15 protein-coding genes are annotated in these 17,893 nt (G+C 67.9%); 11 read left to right on the top strand and 4 right to left on the bottom strand.

The genetic code is table 11. The features are described from left to right. Positions 1-70: 70 nt before the first annotated feature. On the bottom strand, positions 71-283 hold the full coding sequence (locus OG801_RS18335; protein ID WP_406030331.1) for a hypothetical protein: 213 nt from the start codon (positions 281-283) through the stop codon (positions 71-73). A 57-nt stretch (positions 284-340) separates the two neighbouring features. On the opposite strand from OG801_RS18335, the gene OG801_RS18330 reads away from it, so the two are divergent. Further along, complete coding sequence (locus OG801_RS18330; RefSeq protein WP_406030329.1) at positions 341-955, top strand: copper resistance protein CopC; 615 nt, start codon at positions 341-343, stop codon at positions 953-955. Continuing rightward, a complete protein-coding gene (locus OG801_RS18325) occupies positions 952-1,959 on the top strand; it encodes a copper resistance D family protein (RefSeq protein WP_406030327.1) in 1,008 nt (335 codons plus the stop codon). The genes OG801_RS18330 and OG801_RS18325 overlap by 4 nt, the downstream gene beginning before the upstream one ends. 85 nt (positions 1,960-2,044) lie before the next feature. Here the strand turns inward: OG801_RS18325 and OG801_RS18320 are convergent, their stop codons facing one another. Next, positions 2,045-3,433: a PepSY-associated TM helix domain-containing protein gene (locus OG801_RS18320; RefSeq protein WP_406030326.1), complete on the bottom strand. Its 1,389-nt coding sequence runs from the start codon at positions 3,431-3,433 to the stop codon at positions 2,045-2,047. Positions 3,434-3,995: 562 nt separating this feature from the next. Between OG801_RS18320 and OG801_RS18315 the strand changes: the two genes are divergently transcribed. The 4 genes from OG801_RS18315 (at position 3,996) to OG801_RS18300 (ending at position 9,550) form a co-directional block, all read left to right on the top strand. Next, entirely contained in the window at positions 3,996-6,236 is a 2,241-nt protein-coding gene (locus tag OG801_RS18315; RefSeq protein ID WP_406030324.1) for a YncE family protein, read from the top strand. Between the two features lie 259 nt (positions 6,237-6,495). After that, positions 6,496-7,725, top strand: coding sequence for a copper resistance protein CopC (locus tag OG801_RS18310; protein WP_406030322.1), 1,230 nt, complete (start codon positions 6,496-6,498; stop codon positions 7,723-7,725). Positions 7,726-7,751: 26 nt separating this feature from the next. After that, complete coding sequence (locus OG801_RS18305; protein ID WP_406030320.1) at positions 7,752-8,219, top strand: hypothetical protein; 468 nt, start codon at positions 7,752-7,754, stop codon at positions 8,217-8,219. 23 nt (positions 8,220-8,242) lie between these two features. Next, on the top strand, positions 8,243-9,550 hold the full coding sequence (locus tag OG801_RS18300; RefSeq protein WP_406030318.1) for a hypothetical protein: 1,308 nt from the start codon (positions 8,243-8,245) through the stop codon (positions 9,548-9,550). 64 nt (positions 9,551-9,614) lie between these two features. Here the strand turns inward: OG801_RS18300 and OG801_RS18295 are convergent, their stop codons facing one another. Together OG801_RS18295 and OG801_RS18290 are read right to left on the bottom strand one after the other, a co-directional pair. After that, positions 9,615-10,838, bottom strand: a complete 1,224-nt coding sequence (locus OG801_RS18295; protein WP_406030316.1) for a lytic murein transglycosylase — start codon at positions 10,836-10,838, stop codon at positions 9,615-9,617. A 301-nt stretch (positions 10,839-11,139) separates the two neighbouring features. Then, the gene (locus tag OG801_RS18290; protein ID WP_406030314.1) at positions 11,140-11,571 is read right to left on the bottom strand and encodes a RidA family protein; all 432 of its coding nucleotides are present in this window, start codon (positions 11,569-11,571) and stop codon (positions 11,140-11,142) included. Between the two features lie 87 nt (positions 11,572-11,658). On the opposite strand from OG801_RS18290, the gene OG801_RS18285 reads away from it, so the two are divergent. Genes OG801_RS18285 through OG801_RS18265 form a run of 5 tightly spaced genes read left to right on the top strand, consistent with a single transcriptional unit; the run spans position 11,659 to position 17,891 of the window. Next, the gene (locus tag OG801_RS18285; RefSeq protein ID WP_355020885.1) at positions 11,659-12,105 is read left to right on the top strand and encodes a cupin domain-containing protein; all 447 of its coding nucleotides are present in this window, start codon (positions 11,659-11,661) and stop codon (positions 12,103-12,105) included. Next, positions 12,102-13,007, top strand: a complete 906-nt coding sequence (locus OG801_RS18280) for an acyl-CoA thioesterase (RefSeq protein ID WP_406030312.1) — start codon at positions 12,102-12,104, stop codon at positions 13,005-13,007. The genes OG801_RS18285 and OG801_RS18280 overlap by 4 nt, the downstream gene beginning before the upstream one ends. Next, positions 13,004-14,647 carry an AMP-binding protein gene (locus tag OG801_RS18275; protein ID WP_406030310.1) on the top strand — a complete coding sequence of 548 codons (1,644 nt, stop codon included), beginning with the start codon at positions 13,004-13,006 and terminating at the stop codon, positions 14,645-14,647. Before OG801_RS18280 ends, OG801_RS18275 begins: the two co-directional genes overlap by 4 nt. Further along, positions 14,644-17,049, top strand: a complete 2,406-nt coding sequence (locus tag OG801_RS18270) for a bifunctional salicylyl-CoA 5-hydroxylase/oxidoreductase (protein ID WP_406030307.1) — start codon at positions 14,644-14,646, stop codon at positions 17,047-17,049. Before OG801_RS18275 ends, OG801_RS18270 begins: the two co-directional genes overlap by 4 nt. Continuing rightward, the gene (locus tag OG801_RS18265) at positions 17,037-17,891 is read left to right on the top strand and encodes a PaaX family transcriptional regulator C-terminal domain-containing protein (protein ID WP_406030305.1); all 855 of its coding nucleotides are present in this window, start codon (positions 17,037-17,039) and stop codon (positions 17,889-17,891) included. The genes OG801_RS18270 and OG801_RS18265 overlap by 13 nt, the downstream gene beginning before the upstream one ends. The last annotated feature ends 2 nt before the right edge of the window (positions 17,892-17,893 follow it).

The following is a 17,893-nucleotide window of genomic DNA, read 5'->3' as shown; positions in this document are numbered from 1 at the left end:
ACTTCACTCAGCACTTTTCTTTGTTACCGGCGACATTCGCATGCGTAACTGCTCCGCAACCGGTCTGAGTTCAACTATAAGTGCCAACTTTCGGAACCAACCAATGCACATCGTCGTGCACGTTCGCGAACACAAAATGGGTACTCGCCATGCAGAAGGTTATCGCCCGCAGCACTGCCGCCACCCCATCCCATTCGTCGTCGCCACCGGCGACCACGGTGATCGCAGCCACTCCCGCGTCGGCACCGACACGGACGGCGGGAAGAACCACGAGCCGGATCACGGGCACATGGACCACCCCTAGTTCGATGACTCTCGAAACCTCGCTTAGGTGGAAGCAATGTCGAATGCTTCAACACGCGGATCGCAGCGCCTCGCCACGGCGTTCGCAGCGACGATCTTCGCGCTCTCGTTCTTGATTCCCATACTATTCGCAGCGGCGCCAGCGTCCGCGCACGCCCACTTGGTCAAGAGCCTTCCGAGTGCCGGCGCCGTGCTCGCCGGCCCATCGGAGGTGGTGCTCACCTTCGACCAGCCGATCCAAGCGTTCCCCGGCGCTAACGGAATAGTGGTGACCGGACCACAGAGCAGCCACTGGGCGTGTGGTCGTGCTCGTATCAACGGGAACACCCTGACCGCCTCGATGAGTGAGGTCGGGCCTACGGGCCGCTACCAGATCCACTACCGGGTGCTCGGAGCGGACGGTCACCCGATCACCGGGTCAGTGCCGATCAACATCCGGCGGTCGGCGTCCACCGCTTCCACCGCTTCCACCGTTTCCACCGCGTCCGCAGCCACCGCGTCCGCTTCCACCGCGATGACGGCGTTCGACGTAGATCGGCCGCGTGGTCTGGCAGCGATGCCCACGTGGCTGTGGATCGCGATGCTGGCCGCGATCGCGGTGTGCGTCGGGGCTGTCGGTCGCAAGACCGCACGCCGAACGGATGCGACATGAACGAACGTACCTGGCTCCTGCAGGTCTCTGCGCTTGTCGGCGCGAGCCTCGTCGTGCTTGCCTTCGGGATCCTGGTCACGCTGCCCCAGCCAGTCGTCGGCATTCCGGAGCCGTCGGTGGTGGTGCGCACCGGGATCCCGCTGCTCCGCTGGATCGCCAACGTGTGCGCGATCGGAGCTGTGGGCTCCGTGCTGGTGCTGGTGCTACTGGGTGAGGCTGGTCGCGACCGTGCCCCTGCCTTGGCCCGACGTACTTCAGCGGCGGCGGTGTGGGCCGCAGCAGTGTGGGCGGTCGCGGCGCTGCTGGGTCTCTGGTTCAACGCGGCGGAGATCTCTCTCCGCCAGCTACGGGTGCCGGTCGGCGGCGTGCTCGGCTACGGCGGAAACGTCAGCCTAGGTGTCGCACTGCTGATCAGCGCCGGGTCGGCGGGAGCGTTGACCGCCTATTCGGCTGCCCGCTTGCGGCGGCCGTCGCTGCCACCGGACGTGGGCTTGCTGATCGCACTGTCGGGCCTGGTGGCCGTGTCGATGAGCGGGCACGCTTCGCAGGCTGAGCCGCCGTTGCTGCTGATGACGGCCAGCGCCCTCCACGTGACCGGAGCGTCACTCTGGGTGGGCGGACTGGCAATCACCGCTCTGATCATCAGCGCCGACCGGCAGGCGCTGGCCGTCGTTCTTCCCCGGTTCTCGCGGGTCGCCGAGGCGAGTTTCGCGCTGGTGGCGGTCAGCGGCCTGTTGTTGGCCGCGCCCCGGCTGACCGGCGACGTGACGCCGTCACTCGGAGAGGCATTCGACGCGTTGACACAGACCGGTGCCGGCTGGCTGGTGATGGGCAAGCTCGCCTGCATGGTCCTGCTCGGCTGCTCGGGGGCGTACATCCGTACTTCCGTGGTCGACCGCGTGGCGCGCCAGCAGCCCACGCCACTCATCGTGTGGGCCGGGCTCGAGCTCGCCGTGATGGCGGTCGCGGTCTCGCTGGCCACGGCGCTCGGGCGTCCCCTCTGATATGTGACGACCTCTTGCCAAGCGCAGGGTGACGCGCCGCCGAGGCCTTGACGGCCTTCGGCGGCGCCTCTGCTGCCCATGGGCCTCAGGCAGCGCTCACGCGGGCACGGCGCCGCCGCAGTGAATTCACGGTGCCGTCGATGAGGACGAATGCGACGAGGGTGACGCCGAAGACCGGCATCGCCCAGCCCAGGGCACCCGCCACGAGAAGCACCACGACCAGCATCGGCACCGGCAGGTTGCGCCACACCGGTGCCGGGGAGGAACGCCCGGACCGGGTGGGCCGGCGCTGCCACCACATCCGATACCCCAGGCCCAGGAGCGCGAGCGATCCCAAGGCCAGCAGGGCCAGCGCGAGCTGGTTGGCCAGACCGAACAGGGTGCCGCTGTGGGCATCGACACCGACGCTGGTGAGCTTGGCCATCAGGGGGTAGTCCTCCCAATCCTGGCGGGCAGTGACCTGCTCGGTGTAGGGATCGATGACGACGGAGGTCTTGCGGATCGGCAGCCCGTCGGACGACTCCGCAACGGTGAAAGGCCCTCCGGCGGCGTGCGGCGGGACGAGGGTGAGTTCACCCTGCAGGCCTTCCGACCTGGCCACCTCGACAGCACGGTCGAAACTGATCGGCTCAACACTGTCCACGGCCGTCACCTCCGGCGCGGAAAGCAGAGGGGTCTTGCCGTTCAGGGCGGTGATCGCCGCGTCGACGCGGCCACCGGCATAGTTCGACCAGGTCAGGCCGGTGATGCTGATGCCGAGCAGCCCGACCGCCAGCCAGAGGCCCATGACCCCGTGCCAGGACCGATTGCGTGCACGTCCCTTCGCGGTGAAGGACGGAACCAGCACGGCCCGCAGGGATCGGCCACGGGCGCGCTTGCTGAGCCACAGCACCAGGCCACCGAGCACGATGAAGGGCAGCCAGCTGGCAACGAACTCGGAATAGAGCCGACCGAGGTCGCCCAGGTGCAGGTTGCCGTGCAACTCGCGCAGCCACACCTGCGCGGGTGGCCGGTTGTCCACGGTGACCAGTTCACCGTTGACGCCACCGGTGTACGGATCGACGTACACGGTCAGCGACTCCGAGGAGAAGTGGCTCCCTGTCTGTTTCAGGCCTTCGATGCCCGCGAGCACGACCTGGGCGGTCCGGTCGGGCTCCTCCGCCGGAATGACCGTGGTGACGTGTGCGTCCGGATGGACGGCGAGGGCGGCCTCGACCTGCTCCGACAGCGGTCGCGGGCTTCCTGTCTGCGCCTCCACGTACAGCTTGTCGCCGTACAGCACATCGTTGATCTGGGGAGTGAAGGCATAGGCCAGGCCGGTCAACGCCAACACCGCGAGGAACGGCGCGACCAGAAGGCCCGCCACGAAGTGCACGCGTCGGGCGAGCAACCACAGCAGGGCACTGGAACGCTTTCGATCGGGCGTGCCGACACCAGCCCGGGGCTGTGAGGGTTCGGTGGGGATCGTGGTCATGCCAACTCCATCGGTACGACGTAGGTAAGACTGGGCATGGCCCCTCCTTCTTTACTTTTCCCTCGTTATACCCAATTGGTTTTGGATGTTTCAGAGGTTTGTTTTGGATGTTTCAGGGCTTCCCAGAAACGCCATTTGGGCCCCGATAGCCAGTAGGCCGACCAGGTATGTCTGATTCGTCGCTGCCACGTAACGCGACAGTAAAAGAGCCCGCCAGTGCCCAATTTTGCCTTTTCGGTGGCTGTTTCCAGGCGCGCATTAGAGGTCTCGAATAAGCACCCGGGGGTATTATCGAGGCGAAACCACCCGGGGTATTATCGAGAAAAAAGCCGCCCGTTTCTAATTCCCTCGTGAGGTTGTGAGGTCCCATTAACGATTAGATTTCAGCCAGGGTTCTGGGCCCTTAATGAGCGCGGGATTAAGTGGATTGCACTCCTCGGAATCCCCAAACTTGTCCCTTGGAGCTCGAAATCAATGCGCGAAACGGAGAGGCATTCTTATGTCTGAATCAGCTCCCCAAGGCTTCTTGGGGCCCAGGAAGCGACGGCGACGGCTCGGCGCAGTGGCCGTGGTGGCGGCCTCGGCGATCACAGCGGCGGGTCTCACCACGATGCCGGCGGCAGGCCAGCAGCCGGTTGGGGTGGGCCCGCTCCCCATCACCTTCGACCTGACCGACGAGAACGGAGGATGGTTCGACTCCGGTCTGAACCTCTTCGGCAGCAAGTCCCTTGCGGTCGGCGTGCTCCCCCGGGTCGGCGTACCTGCTGGCGGACTGCCCTCTATCGGTGGCCCGGTGCTGCCGACTGACGCGTCGTTGGTGGAGAACCTCCTCGGCGGGCTCGGCACCGCCGGCGGGTCGGGTGCCCCGACCGACCCGCTGGCCCTCGACACGACCCTGGCCACCGTGCAGGGCATCGCGAAGTCCTCGCCGGAGGCAGCTTCCAAGGCCGCCGAGGCCGAGGATCTGATCGGCCAGCTCGAGGCGACGGTCGCCGACATGCCGGCGGACGAGCCGATCGACCTGACCTCACTGCCGGTCGGCGTGGACCTGGCGGGTGTCCTGGACTCCCTCCAGGAGTTCGCGGTCGAGGGGCCTCCGGTCACCGTCAAGTTCAACGTGGACCCGGCCAAGTCCCAGGGAATCCGCAACCCGATCGGGCTGATCGGCCCGGAGGGGGCGGACGGATTCCCGTACATGGATTCCAAAGGCGCCTTCTTCGGCGAGAAGACGATCCAGCTCACCGAGCCGGGGCTGTATGCATTCACCGACTCGGTCGCGCCCTACATGCTCGGCGCCGTCGTGGTCGACGACCCGCTCACGTTGGGTCTCGACTTCGGCGAGAAGCTGGTGGTCAACGGCAAGCCCGAGCCCGTTCCGTCGAACGCCGACATCATCCAGCGGCTGGTGAACGCCTTCTTCACCATCACCAACCCGAACAACTGGCAGCAGTTCAGCAGCACGAAGGAGGTGTCCTGGAACCCGGTCCAGCCGCCCGCCCCGATCCTGCAGTACGACGCAGACGGCAAGCCGGTGCTGATCCCGAACCTGGACGCGTACTTCGACCAGAAGTTCGAGTACCCGAGGAAGCTGCCGGCGTTGAAGAAGCCGACCACCCCTGGTGTGGGTGAGGTCTGGATGGCCACTCAGATGGAGGACTTCGCAGGTAAGGAGAAGCACGGCTCCATCACGAAGATCAACGCCGAGGACTGGACGATCGATCGGAAGATCGCAGCCCCCGAGATCAACATGAACAACGTCCACAACATGTGGTCGGACAAGAACTACAAGTACGTGTACGGGAACGAGTGGTTCGACAACGAGACCGACGTGTTCGATCGGGAGACCGGCAAGTTCGTGCGGAGCCTCGAGGTCGGGCCCAACCCGGCGCACGTGATGACCCGTCCGGGCAACGACAACCTCACGATCGGCATCAACGCCGGGACGGACATCGTCGAGGCGTCACCCGGCGCCACGAAGATCGTCAAGCGCATCCACGCCGACCCGGACAGCGGCATGACTCCGCACCCGCACGCGCACTGGACCAGCCATGACGGCAAGACGGTCGTCGCGCCGAACACGATGACCGAGGAGGCCGTCATCGCCGACATGGACTCGGGGACCGTCAGGCACGAGCCCGTCGGGGCGTTCCCGATCGCCACGTCGATGACGCCGGACTCGAAGAAGGCGTACCTGTCCAACTTCCTGGGCATGAGCGTGTCGTGCGTGTCGCTGAAGGAGGACGCGTGTGCGACCCCCGACGGCGGTGTGGCCAAGAACTCCACGATCGACCTGTGGCAGAACTACGACGCAAAGACCGGTCCTGAGAAGGGCAAGCCGTGGGGCGGTCTGACCATCCAGCTCCCGGTGAGCCCGGACGGTAAGGCGCTGCTGGCGGTGAACACCCTGTCCCAGACGGTCAACGTGATCGACCCGAAGACACACAAGTTGATCAAGGATCTGCCGTGCAACGCCGGTTGCCACGGCGCCAACTTCGGCGCCAAGGAGGGTGGCGGCTACTACGCCTACGTCTCCAACAAGTTCTCCAACGCCATGCAGGTCATCGACGTCGACCCGAACAACGATGGCGACATCTCCGATGCCGCCGTCGCCGGCCAGCTGACGCTGGGGCCGACGTCGGACACCAAGATGGACGACGAGCTCGTCGCTCACCCAGGTGTGGGTGGACAGGGCGTCCTGGCCCTCCCGCTGGTCTACAACGGCTGGTCGCAGGAGATCCCGGAGGCCTGGCGAAAGGGCCTGACCTGCGAGCAGATCAACCCGATCGACGAGTCGGCCTGCTGATCACCATCTGACACCACCGACGGTCCGGGGCTGTGCAGCGCAGCCCAGCCCCGGACCGTCTCCGCCGGGCCCCGGCATCCCGACGAAGTCAAGTCGGGTGTCGCCGGGGCCCGACATTTCCCCAAGAGTTCCCAATCATGCAGGAGGCTGGCCGATGACGGCGCAGGAGATTCGCCCACAGGCTGTCAAGATCCCACCCCGCCCCGGGCTCCGTCGGCGCGTGATAGGGCTGATTGTGTTGGTTGCAGTCTGCTGGGGAGTGTTGCTCACGGTGCTGCCGTCGCCATCCGGTGACCCGGTGCTGGTCTCGTTGAGCCCGACGGACGGCGAGACGGTCAAGTCCCCCGACGAGGTCCGGATCACCTTCGACCGGCCTGTCCCCGCGGAGCTCGCGACGGTCCAGATGACCGATCCCGCAGGCGAGCGCATCGTGTCGACCCGGCCGTACAACCCTCCGGGGGCCGACGACACGATTGCCGTGCCGATGCCGAAGACCCGCTACGAGGGGATCTACTCGGTCGTCTGGTCGGTGCCGTCCAGCACCCTCGAACCGATGGTCGGGTCTTCGTCCTTCTCGGTGTTCTCCGCGGCGAGGCTCACCGCGGTCCCCGGGCTCGTCGTCGACCGCGACCCGGTGGTCGTCACGGTGTACACGGTGGCAGGAATCCTTGCGACAGCCGCCCTGGTGCTCGGTGTCGGGACCGTGTTCGTGCTCGGGGTCGTCTGGCCTGAGGGCGCCCGCCGCCGGGGATCGCGCCGTCTGCTCCGGTACACGTGGGCGACCATGGTGCTGGCGACGCTCGTGTCATTGCTCTCGTTCGGCGGTTACGCCGCCCGGACCTCGCTCGGTGACGCGTTCGACCCGGCGCTCCTCGCCGGGACGGTCAAGTCAGACATCGGGGCGGCGCTCATGGCCAGGCTGCTCATCCTGCTGCCGCTCACGCTCGGCTTCTTGCAGCTCCTGCGGAGCGCCCCCGCCCGGACCTCGGTCGAGCGCGGGACGGCCGCGGCGACGGTGCTCGGTGCCGCCTCGGCGTTGGCGGCCACCTGGGTCTTCGCCCGCCCGCACGCACCGGCGGGACCGGCGCCGCTCACAGTGGCCGCGGACACCGCGCTTCTACTCGCGGCTGCGGTCGGCGTCGGTGCCGCGGTGATGCAGTGGACGGTCCTGCGTCGAGCCGGTGGACCGGCGGCGCCCGCCAAGCGGCTACTTGCCCGGATCATGCCGGTGGCCGGTGCGGTGCTGCTGCTCGCGGCGACCACGACCGACGGCTGGCAGCTGGCAACGTACGGCGCGCTGGCGGTGGTGACCTTCGGCACGGGGGTGGCACTCCTGTACCGGGAGCGGCGCCGCAGATCCAAGCCCGACGAGAGCGACGGCCGGCGCGACAAGCCCGGTCGCCGGCGGCTGCAGAAGGTAGCCGCGGTGTCAGCCTCGGCCACCGTCGTGGCGCTCGCAGCGCTACCCGGTTCGGGCCTCCCCGGTTAAACCCGCGACTCACACGAGAGATACCCATGTCTATGCACCACCGCCACCCTCTCGGGCGATTCAGCATCACCATCGCTGCGACGTTCACACTCGTCCTCGCGCCCGCCGCGTGCGGAAGCGCCGAGAACACCGCCCCACCGGCCGAGCCGACCGACGCGACGTCCTCCGTGACCCCCTCGGCTGCCTCATCGCCGGCAGCTCCGGTCAGCCCCAGCTCCGAGTCAACCGATCTCGGTCCGCTGCTCACGATCACCATCGACGGAGAGGAAGTGTCACCCAATGCGGAGGAGATCCATCTCGGCACCGGAGAGAAGCTCCTCGTGGAGATCGACTCCGATCGGGCCGGCGAACTACACATCCACTCTGCCCCTGAACAGTTCGTCCCGTTCGCCGAGGGGACCACGGACAGCGAGATCGTCGTGAACACTCCTGGCACCGTCGAGGTCGAGGACCACGACACGAGCGCCGTCGTCGCCCTCATCGAGGTGCACTGACTTTGTTTCCCCTGATCCTGCCCATGCATGGCTTGGGCGGGGGCGCCGACCTGCCCATCCCCGCCTCCTACGCGATCGCGGGCGGCACCGCCGCACTCGCGCTGTCCTTCGTCGTGCTGCTCCTGGCCTGGCGTACGCCGCGGTTCTCGACCGCCGGCGGCGAGCGAACCGTCCCAGCCGAGCTCGCCGCGTTCCTGGACAGTCGCGGCTGGACCATGAGCATCCGCACACTCGGGATGGCGTTCTTCTGTTTCATGCTCTGGCCCGCGCTGTTCGGGCCGGACCTGCTGAACAACCCCACCTTTGGCGTGGTCTATGTCTGGCTCTGGGTCGGCATCGTCCCGGCTTCGCTGCTGTTCGGCCGCTTCTACCGTGCCGTCAGCCCGGCCCGCACCCTCCACTTGATCCTCGCGAAGGTCGCGGGGCGACCACCTGGCGAAGGCGTACGCCGATATCCGGCCCACCTGGGGTACTGGCCCGCAGCGATCGGTCTGTTCGCCTTCGTCTGGCTCGAGCTCGTCTCACCCCAAGCGACCTACCTGGGCTCGGTCCGCGCGTGGTTCGCGTGCTACCTGGCAGCGATGTTGCTCGGCGGCGCGATCTTCGGCGAACGATGGCTCGAACGGGCCGACCCTTTCGAGGTCTACTCCACCCTGCTGGCCCACCTCTCACCCTGGGGACGCAACGACGAAGGCGACCTCGTCTGGATCAGTCCGCTACGCCACCTTGCCCGGGTGCCGGGCGAAGCTGGACTGGTGGCCACGGTCGCCGTCCTCCTCGCAAGCACCGCATACGACAGCTGGCGCGAGAGCGTGACCTGGATCCGGTTCGTCCAGTCCAGCGGCATCGATCCGGCCGTGTTGGGAACGGCCGGGCTCCTGACGGCGGTCACCGTCGTCGGAGTCGTCTTCATGGCGGCGTCGATGGCAACAGGGGTCGATGAGAGCGTCGATCGCTGGCAGATCCCGCGTCAGCTCGCTCACTCCATCGTCCCGATCGTCGTCGGCTACATGGTGGCGCACTACCTGAGCTTCTTCGTACAGGTCGGCTCACAGACTCTGATCCAGATCAGCGACCCCATCGGAACCGGGGCGAATCTGTTCGGGACCGGGGAATGGGAGGTCAACTACTGGTTCTCCGAGCATGCGACCTTCCTGGCCACAACCAAGGTGGTCGCCATCGTGACCGGGCACGTCTTGGGCGTCATCGCAGCTCACGACCGTGCCCTGGAGATCCTCCCACGGCGTCACCAGGTCGCCGGTCAGCTGCCGCTACTCATCGCGATGGTGCTCTACACCTACATGGGCCTCTACCTGCTGTTCGGAGCCTGACACGGTCAGCCGACGGCTCCCCACGCTGGCGGGGTGGTTGCGTACGTCGCAACCAGAGGTGGGCTCAGCGGACCAGGTCGTTGACGCAGCGGTTCCAGGCCACCAGGTCGAGCCGGTTCACGCCGTTCGCCGTGCATCGCGTGATCGCCTGGGTCAGCGTCAAGACTTGATCGACAGGTTCGCTGACAGGGGCTGGAAGTGGCTCGATGACCTTCTCGAGAGTCCCCTCGGCCTCGTCCTGTCCCGGCTTCGGCGGCGAAGACGGAGCCTCCGAAGCAGGTGACTCGGGCTTGGCCTCAGGCTCGTCTTCCGTGCCTGCCTGACCACCACGATCCGGGTCCGGAGCGGAGGTCGGGCGAACCGTGGCGCCGTCGTCACCCCGCGGGAACCGCCCTGCTTTCGGCGCCCCATTCTCGCCGATGGCAGCAGCGTCAGCCCGCCGATAGGAGCCGGACATGGAGGTCGCCGGCACGGTTTGGTCGGGAACGGCGGCGTAGTCACCCTTCAGGTACGCCACCCGAGTCCGCAGCACCTGGTCGGCGTAGGACCGCGACCGGTTGTAGCGGAGGACCGCTTCGTGGCGGCCAGCCTCGCTACCAAGATCATCGGGCCCTGAGCACAGGTACACCGCTGCCGCCAGCACAGCGTCATTGATGTTCTGCGGGTTCCTCTGCCCGTCGCTGTCGGCGTCCACGCCGACGGCCGACCATGTGGTGGGGATGAACTGCATCGGACCGACAGCACGATCCCAGATCTTGTCTCGGTCGTACTGCCCGCCGTCGGTGTCTTCGATCGCCTGGGTGTCATTCGTACCGTCAAGAGGGATGCCATAGATGCCTGGACGGGAGACGCCGTCGGCGCCCAGGGTGCTGCCGCCGAAGCGGCCGTGGTCCGACTCCACGTAGCCCACGGCCCCAAGCAGCTGCCAGTCGATGTTGCACGTCTCGTCGGCAGCGTTGATGACGGTCTCAGCGCGCTGGTACGCGGCAAGCGCAGCGCTCGGGATTCCACTTGCCGAAGCGGCCGACGCAACCTGCACAACACGCCTCTGCGGCACGCCAGCCCCGACGACCGCGGGTAGGGAGTAGCTCGCTGGTGCCTGCGGCGCCGCCGCCGGCACCGAGATACGACTGGAAGGCGTGGCGCCCTGCCCGTTTGCGCTAGCGAGCGCGTATGGACTCATCAGGTGCGCGGTCCATACGAACGACAGGACGACCAAATCGATGTGTGCGACAACGCGCCGCTTCGTGCTCGACGTCGGCGTCTCGGCACTATCCGTGGCAAACATGGCACCTCCGTGGGGTCTACGGTCGATGTTGAATCGAGGTCCATCCGTCCGCTCAGTAGTCCGTCGCCCAGAATCAGTCCACCGACGCACGATCTGCCAGAGCAGGATCGCGCCGTTGCGACCGAAGAGGGGTGGGTCCTACGAAGGGGCCACATCCGTCGGTGGCTCTGACTCGAGCGGGGCAACGGGAGGCGCCGGACCTCTTGACCGTCAATGCTCGCGAGCCGGATCGCTCCTACAACCACGGCGGCGTAAACATGCGGCGCTCCTAGGTCTCACAACCTCACACCACGCCGCTCGCTCAGCCGGCGGGGCGTACCAGCCGATCGTCGGGGATGACGGCGACGCCGAGGATCTCGACCATCGCCTCCGGCTGCCACAGCTCGGTGGTCCCGATCCCGGCCATCGCCGGGTAGACCGGGCCGGCCAGCTCACGCCAGACCGCGCCGATCTCCTTGCCGTGTGCCTGGTAGTCGGGGATGTCGGTCAGGTAGATCGTGATGGACACCAGATCCTCGGCGATACCGCCCACCTCCCGCAGCGTGGACAGTACGTTGCCGAACGCCTGCCGGAACTGCTCGACGATGCCTCCGGGGACGATCCGCATGTTCTCGTCCAGCGCCGTCTGGCCGCCGAGATGGAGGGTGTTGCCGCTGAGCGTGCCGTGCGAGTAGCCGCGCGGCGCGGGCAGAGCCGCGGGGTTCACCGGTACGGGCGTGAGGTCCGTGTTCATGATTCGACCGTAGGGCATCTATTGACATGCCTACAACGTTCGTGCAGAAAATGAAACACCTCCTGAATCGAACGGACAGGACCTCACATGGACCCCACCTCCGACACCTCTGGTCTCGTCGTCCCGGTCGTAACCCGCGCCGGCTTCGAGCCCGACCTGACCGGGCAGAGCGAGGGCGCGACCCGGATCAGCGGCGTCAGCATCCAGCACACGCCCGCGACCAAGCTCTGGTTCGGCAAGGTGCACAACCTCGCCGGCTATCGCTCCGTCCCCCATCACCACGGCGAGGCCGAGACCGGCGGCTACGTGCTGTCGGGGCGGGCCCGGATCTACTTCGGCGAGAAGTTCGAGGACTACCTCGACATGTCCGAGGGCGACTGGGTGTTCGTACCCCCGTTCCTGCCGCACGTCGAGTGCAACCTCGACCGCAACCACCCGCTGACCTGGATGACCACCCGCACCCCGGACAACATCGTGGTCAACCTCCCCCAGGTCGACGACGCCGACCTCCGCGACTGGGCTGACCGGCCATGACCGCCGGCTCCCAGACGTTCACGGACGCCGTCACCCTCAAGGAGTGCGAGCCGGAGATCTTCGACCTCGCCTTCACCGCGACCACCCAGCCGTGCCCGTGGCCGAAGGCGTACGGCGGCGACATGGTGGCCCAGGCGCTCGTCGCCGCGTCCCGAAGCGTGACCGACGGCAAGACGATGCACTCGATGCACTCCTACTTCATGCGGCCCGTCGACATCGGCGCCGAGGTGCGCTACGAGGTCGAGGTGCTGCGCGACGGCCGCGGCTACAGCACCCGCCAGGTGCGCGGCTTCCAGAACGGCAAGCCCGTCTACGTGTGCATGGCGAGCTTCGCCGTCGGGGAGCCGAGCGGCAGCTTCCAAGCCACGAGGCCGGCCGACATCCCCGGTCCCGAGACGTTGCCGACCTCCGCGGCCTACCTCGCCGAGCGCGCTGGCGGCACCATGACAGAGACCTCCAAGGCGTACTGGTCCAGCGGACGCAGCTTCGACATGCGACACGTGCCGGGTCCGGTCTATCTGACGGTCGAGGGCGAGCGGTCGCCGCACCAGGCCATCTGGGTCAAGCCGTACGACACCCTGCGCCCGGTCGAGGGGCTGACCGACCAGCAGCGCGACGCCGCGGCCCTCGCCTACGTCTGCGACTACACGATCCTGGAGCCCGCTCTGCGGGTGCTCGGCCTGGCCTGGGCCGACGAGGGTCTGGTGACCGCCAGCCTCGACCACGCGATGTGGTTCCACCGCCCGGTCGCGATGGACGACTGGCTGCTCTACGCGCAGGAGGCCGTCTCCGTCGAGGACGGCCGCGGCACCGGCCTGGGCCGCTTCTTCACCACCGACGGCGTGCTGGTCGCGACCGTCGTCCAGGAAGGCATGATCCGAGCCGCAGGAGCGGCGTCATGACCGCGCTCAGCCCGACCGGCTACCAGGACACGTTCGCCCGCGACCACCTGCCGCTGGCGGATCTGTGGCCGAGGCTGGAGTTCACCACGCCGCTCCTGGACTACCCCGAGCGCCTCAACGCCGCGACCGAGTTGATCGACGCGCCCGTCGCGGAACATGGCCCGGACCGTCCTGCCCTCCGCACCCCCGACGGCACGGTGTGGACCTACGGCGAGCTGCTCACCCGCGCGAACCAGATCGCTCACGTGCTGGTCGACGACCTCGGTCTCGTCAGCGGCAACCGGGTGCTGCTGCGCTCCCCGAACAACCCGTGGACGGTCGCGGCCTGGCTCGGCGTACTCAAGGCCGGGGGCATCGTCGTGACAACCATGGCTGCGCTCCGGGCGACCGAGCTCGGGCCGATCGTCGCGAAGACCCGGCCCGCGGTCGCGCTCGTCGACCATCGGTTCGTCGAGGACGTCCACGCGGTCCGGGACACCGTCGCACCCGACCTGACCGTGGTCGCCTACGGCGGGGACGCCGAGGACGACCTGACCCGCCGGATCCTGGCCAAGCCCGGCGACTTCACCGCGGTCGACACCGCGGCCGACGACGTCGCGCTGTTCGGGCCGACCTCGGGGACGACCGGCATCCCGAAGATCACCACCCACTTCCACCGCGACATCCTCTCGATCGACAACACCTTCGGCCGAGCGACCCTGCGGCTGGAGCCCAGCGACGTCGTCGCGTGCACGGCGCCGTTCGCGTTCACCTTCGGACTCGGCATGCTGGTCGTCTTCACGCTGCGGGCCGGGGCCTGTGCCCTGCTCACCGAGGCCGCCTCGCCGGTCCAGCTCGCAGACCTGATCGCGACCCACGGCGTCACCGCGCTCGCGACCGCGCCGACGGCGTACAAGCAGATCCTCAAGTCCGGCGCGATCGAGCAGCTCAAGGGGCTGCGGGTCGCCGTCACCGCGGGCGAGCACATGCCCCAGGCGACCTGGGAGGAGCTCGAGCGGGAGCTGGAGCTGCGGGTCATCGACGGCATCGGCGCGACCGAGATGCTGCACATCTTCATCTCCGCGGCCGGCCACGAGATCCGCCCCGGGGCGACCGGCAAGCCGGTGCCCGGCTACCGCGCCACCATCCTGGACACCGAGGGCAACGAGGTCGGACCGGGCGTCGAGGGGCGGCTCGCGGTGATCGGCCCGGTCGGCTGCCGCTACCTGGACGACGCGCGCCAGCGCGGCTACATCGTGAACGGCTGGAACGTCACCGGTGACACCTTCGTCCGCGACGAGGACGGTTACTACTGGTACCGCTCACGCACCGACAACATGATCGTGTCCTCGGGCTACAACATCGCCGGGCCCGAGGTCGAGGAGGCGCTCGGCACCCACCCGGATGTCGTCGAGGCGGGCGTGGTCGGCGGACCCGATCCTGACCGCGGTGCCGTCGTCTGCGCCTTCGTCGTGCTCCGTGAGGGCGTGGACGGCGACCCCGCGAAGGCCGAGGAGATCCAGCAGTACGTCAAGGGCCGGCTGGCTCCCTACAAGTACCCGCGCGACGTGCGTTTCGTCTCGTCCCTGCCGCGCAACACCAGCGGCAAGCTGCAGCACTTCAAGCTGCGGCAGCTGATCGCCTCGGAGAGCGGGACATGAGGATCGCGATCGTCGGAGGTGGTCCCGGCGGGCTCTACTTCGCCACGCTGATGAAGAGCCTCGACCCGAGCCACGAGATCACCGTCTGGGAGCGCAACGCCCCCGACGACACGTTCGGCTTCGGCGTCGTCTTCTCCGACGAGACTCTCGGCAGCATCGAGGGCGCCGACCAGGTCGTGCACGACCGGATGGAGGAGCTGTTCGCGCGCTGGACCGACATCGATGTCGCGATGACCGACCGGCAGGGTCGGAGCCACGCCTTCACCGTCGGCGGGCAGGGGTTCGCCGCGATGTCACGCAAGGACCTGCTGCAGATCCTGCAGGAACGCGTCGCCGAGCTGGGGGTGGCCGTCCACTTCCGGACCGCGGCTCCCGACCCCGACGAGCTGCGCGCTTCGTACGACCTGGTGCTGGCCGCGGACGGCGTCAACTCGGCCGTCCGGACCAAGTACGCCGACCGGTTCGGGCCCAGCCTCGACCGCCGTCGGAACAAGTACATCTGGTTCGGCACCGACCTGGTCTTCGAGGCGTTCCAGTTCTTCGTCAAGCAGACGGAGTGGGGCACGATGCAGATCCACGGCTATCCCTTCTCCGACCGCGGCTCCACGTTCATCGTGGAGATGCACGAAGACGTGTGGCGCCGCGCCGGCCTGGACAGCACCGAGCACCAGGTCCTCGCCCCCGGCGCCTCCGACGAGCACGCCGTCGGCCGGGTTGCCGAGATCTTCGCCGACGAGCTCCACGGGCACACGATCCTGACCAACAACTCCAGGTGGATCAGCTTCCAGACCGTCCGCAACGAACGCTGGTACGACGGCAACGTCGTGCTCCTCGGCGATGCCGCCCACACCGCTCACTTCTCGATCGGCTCGGGCACCAAGCTGGCGATGGAGGACGCCCTCGCCCTCGCGGCCTGCCTGCATGAGCACGCCTCGCTCGACGAGGCGCTCAAGGCGTACCAGACCGAGCGGAAGCCGGTGGTGGAGTCGACCCAGCGCGCGGCCCAGGCCTCCCTGGAGTGGTTCGAGAACATCGAGATGTACGCCGACCAGGACCCCGCGCAGTTCGTCTTCAACCTGCTGACCCGCTCGCGCCGGATCACATCTGCGAACCTCGAGGAACGCGACGCCGACTTCGCGCGCCTGATGGAGGCGGAGTTCGCTCGCCACCAAGGCGGCCAGGAGGTGGCGCCGGCGATGTTCCAGCCCGTCCGGATCGGCGAGCTGGAGGTGAAGAACCGGGTCATGCTCTCCCCGATGGACATGTACTCCGCGACCGACGGCGTCCCCGACGAGTTCCACCTGGTCCACCTCGGCTCCAAGGCGCTCGGCGGGGCGGGGCTGGTGATGACCGAGATGACGTGCGTGTCTCCCGAGGGCCGGATCACGCTCGGCTGCCCGGGCATCTGGACCGACGAGCAGCGCGACCACTGGCGCCGAGTGACCGACTTCGTGCACAACCACTCCACCGCCAAGATCGGCATGCAGCTGGGCCATTCGGGCCGCAAGGGCTCGACGAAGCTGATGTGGGACGGCATGGACGATCCGCTCGATGACGGCAACTGGGAGGTCATCGGCCCCTCCGCGCTCCCTTACGGCGAGGGTTGCCACGTCCCGCGGGAGGCGAGCCGTGCCGACCTGGACAAGGTGGTCGCGGACTTCGTCTCCGCGGCTCGGCGCGCCGTCGACGCCGGCTTCGACCTGGTCGAGATCCACGCCGCGCACGGCTACCTGCTCAGCTCCTTCCTCTCCCCCGTCGCCAACCATCGCGACGACGAGTACGGCGGACCGCTGGCCAACCGCCTCCGCTTCCCCCTGGAGGCCTTCGACGCGGTACGCGCCACGGTGCCGGCCCCGATCCCGGTGACCGTACGGATCTCGGCCACCGACTGGATGCCCGACGGCAACACCGACGACGACGCCGTCGAGATCGCCCGAGCGTTCGTCGAGCACGGCGCGGCTGCGATCGACGTCTCCTCCGGCCAGGTGAGCAAGGAGGAGAAGCCCGCCTTCGGGCGCTCGTACCAGACCCCGTTCGCCGACAAGATCCGACACCTTGTCGCCGAGCCGGCCGGGGTGAAGGTGATCGCCGTGGGCGCCATCTCGTCGTACGACGACGTCAACTCGATCCTGCTCGCCGGCCGCGCCGACATCTGTGCGCTCGGCCGCACCCATCTGTTCGACCCGAACTGGACGCTGCACGCCGCTGTCGAGCAGGACTACGACGGCGCCGCGGCCGGATGGCCGGTCCAGTGGGCGGCCGGGCGGCGCAAGCCACCGACGTCGCGCAGCGACAAGATCCCGCCCCGGCTGCAGCTGCTCAGGGCCGGTGAGACCGACCAGGTCCACGTGCGGTGGGTACGCGGGAAGCCGACGGAGGATCCGGCAGAATGCCGCGGGTGACGAAGGCGGGGTCTGCACCGGCAGCACAGGTCAACCGACAATCGCGCACCACCGTGGTGACGTTCCTCGGCGCCGTCGTGCGACCGCTCGGCGACTGGATGCCGATCGCCGGCGCGATCGACCTGCTCGCCCAGGTCGGGCTCGACGCGCCATCCGTACGCACCGCCGTACACCGCCTCAAACGGAACGGCTGGCTCGACTCGGAGACTCGCGACGGCACCCGCGGATACGGGCTCACGTCCGTTGCCCGCTCCACGCTCGCCGCCGGCGACGAGGTGATCTGGCACGCGCGCAAACCAGCGGACCTGGCCGACGGCTGGTGCATCGTGCACTTCGGCGTACCCGAGTCGATGCGCGCCAAGCGCCACCAGCTGCGCGCCCACCTCTCCCACCTTGGCTTCGGCAACGTCGGCACGGCACTGTGGATCGCGCCCGCACGGATGCGAGACGCCGCCGAGCGAGCGGTGACCGAGCTCGGGCTCGAGTCCCACGCCGCGATCTTCGTCGGCGGCTATCACGGCACCCAGGACCTCACCGAGCTGCTCTACAGCAGCTGGGACCTCGACGCGATCGACCAGAGCTACCGCGACTTCATCGCCGCCCACAGCGCTCTCGCCACCCGGCTCGAGGACACCGCCCCCTCGGGCCAGGACGCCTTCGCGACCTATCTAGGCGTCGTCGGCCAATGGCGCAAGCTCCCCTTCCGCGACCCGGGCCTGCCCCACCACGTCCTCGCCCCGAACTGGAGCGCCCCCGCCGCCGTCGCGCTGTTCGAGAAGCTGGTCGCGGACCTGGAGAAACCCGCACTCGCGCACGCGAGCGCCCACTGGCCGTCGAGCTGACG

Origin of the sequence: Nocardioides sp. NBC_00163, from assembly GCF_045206295.1 — a bacterium.
Classification (GTDB): domain Bacteria; phylum Actinomycetota; class Actinomycetes; order Propionibacteriales; family Nocardioidaceae; genus Nocardioides.
This window is presented reverse-complemented; position numbering and strand designations above follow the sequence as displayed.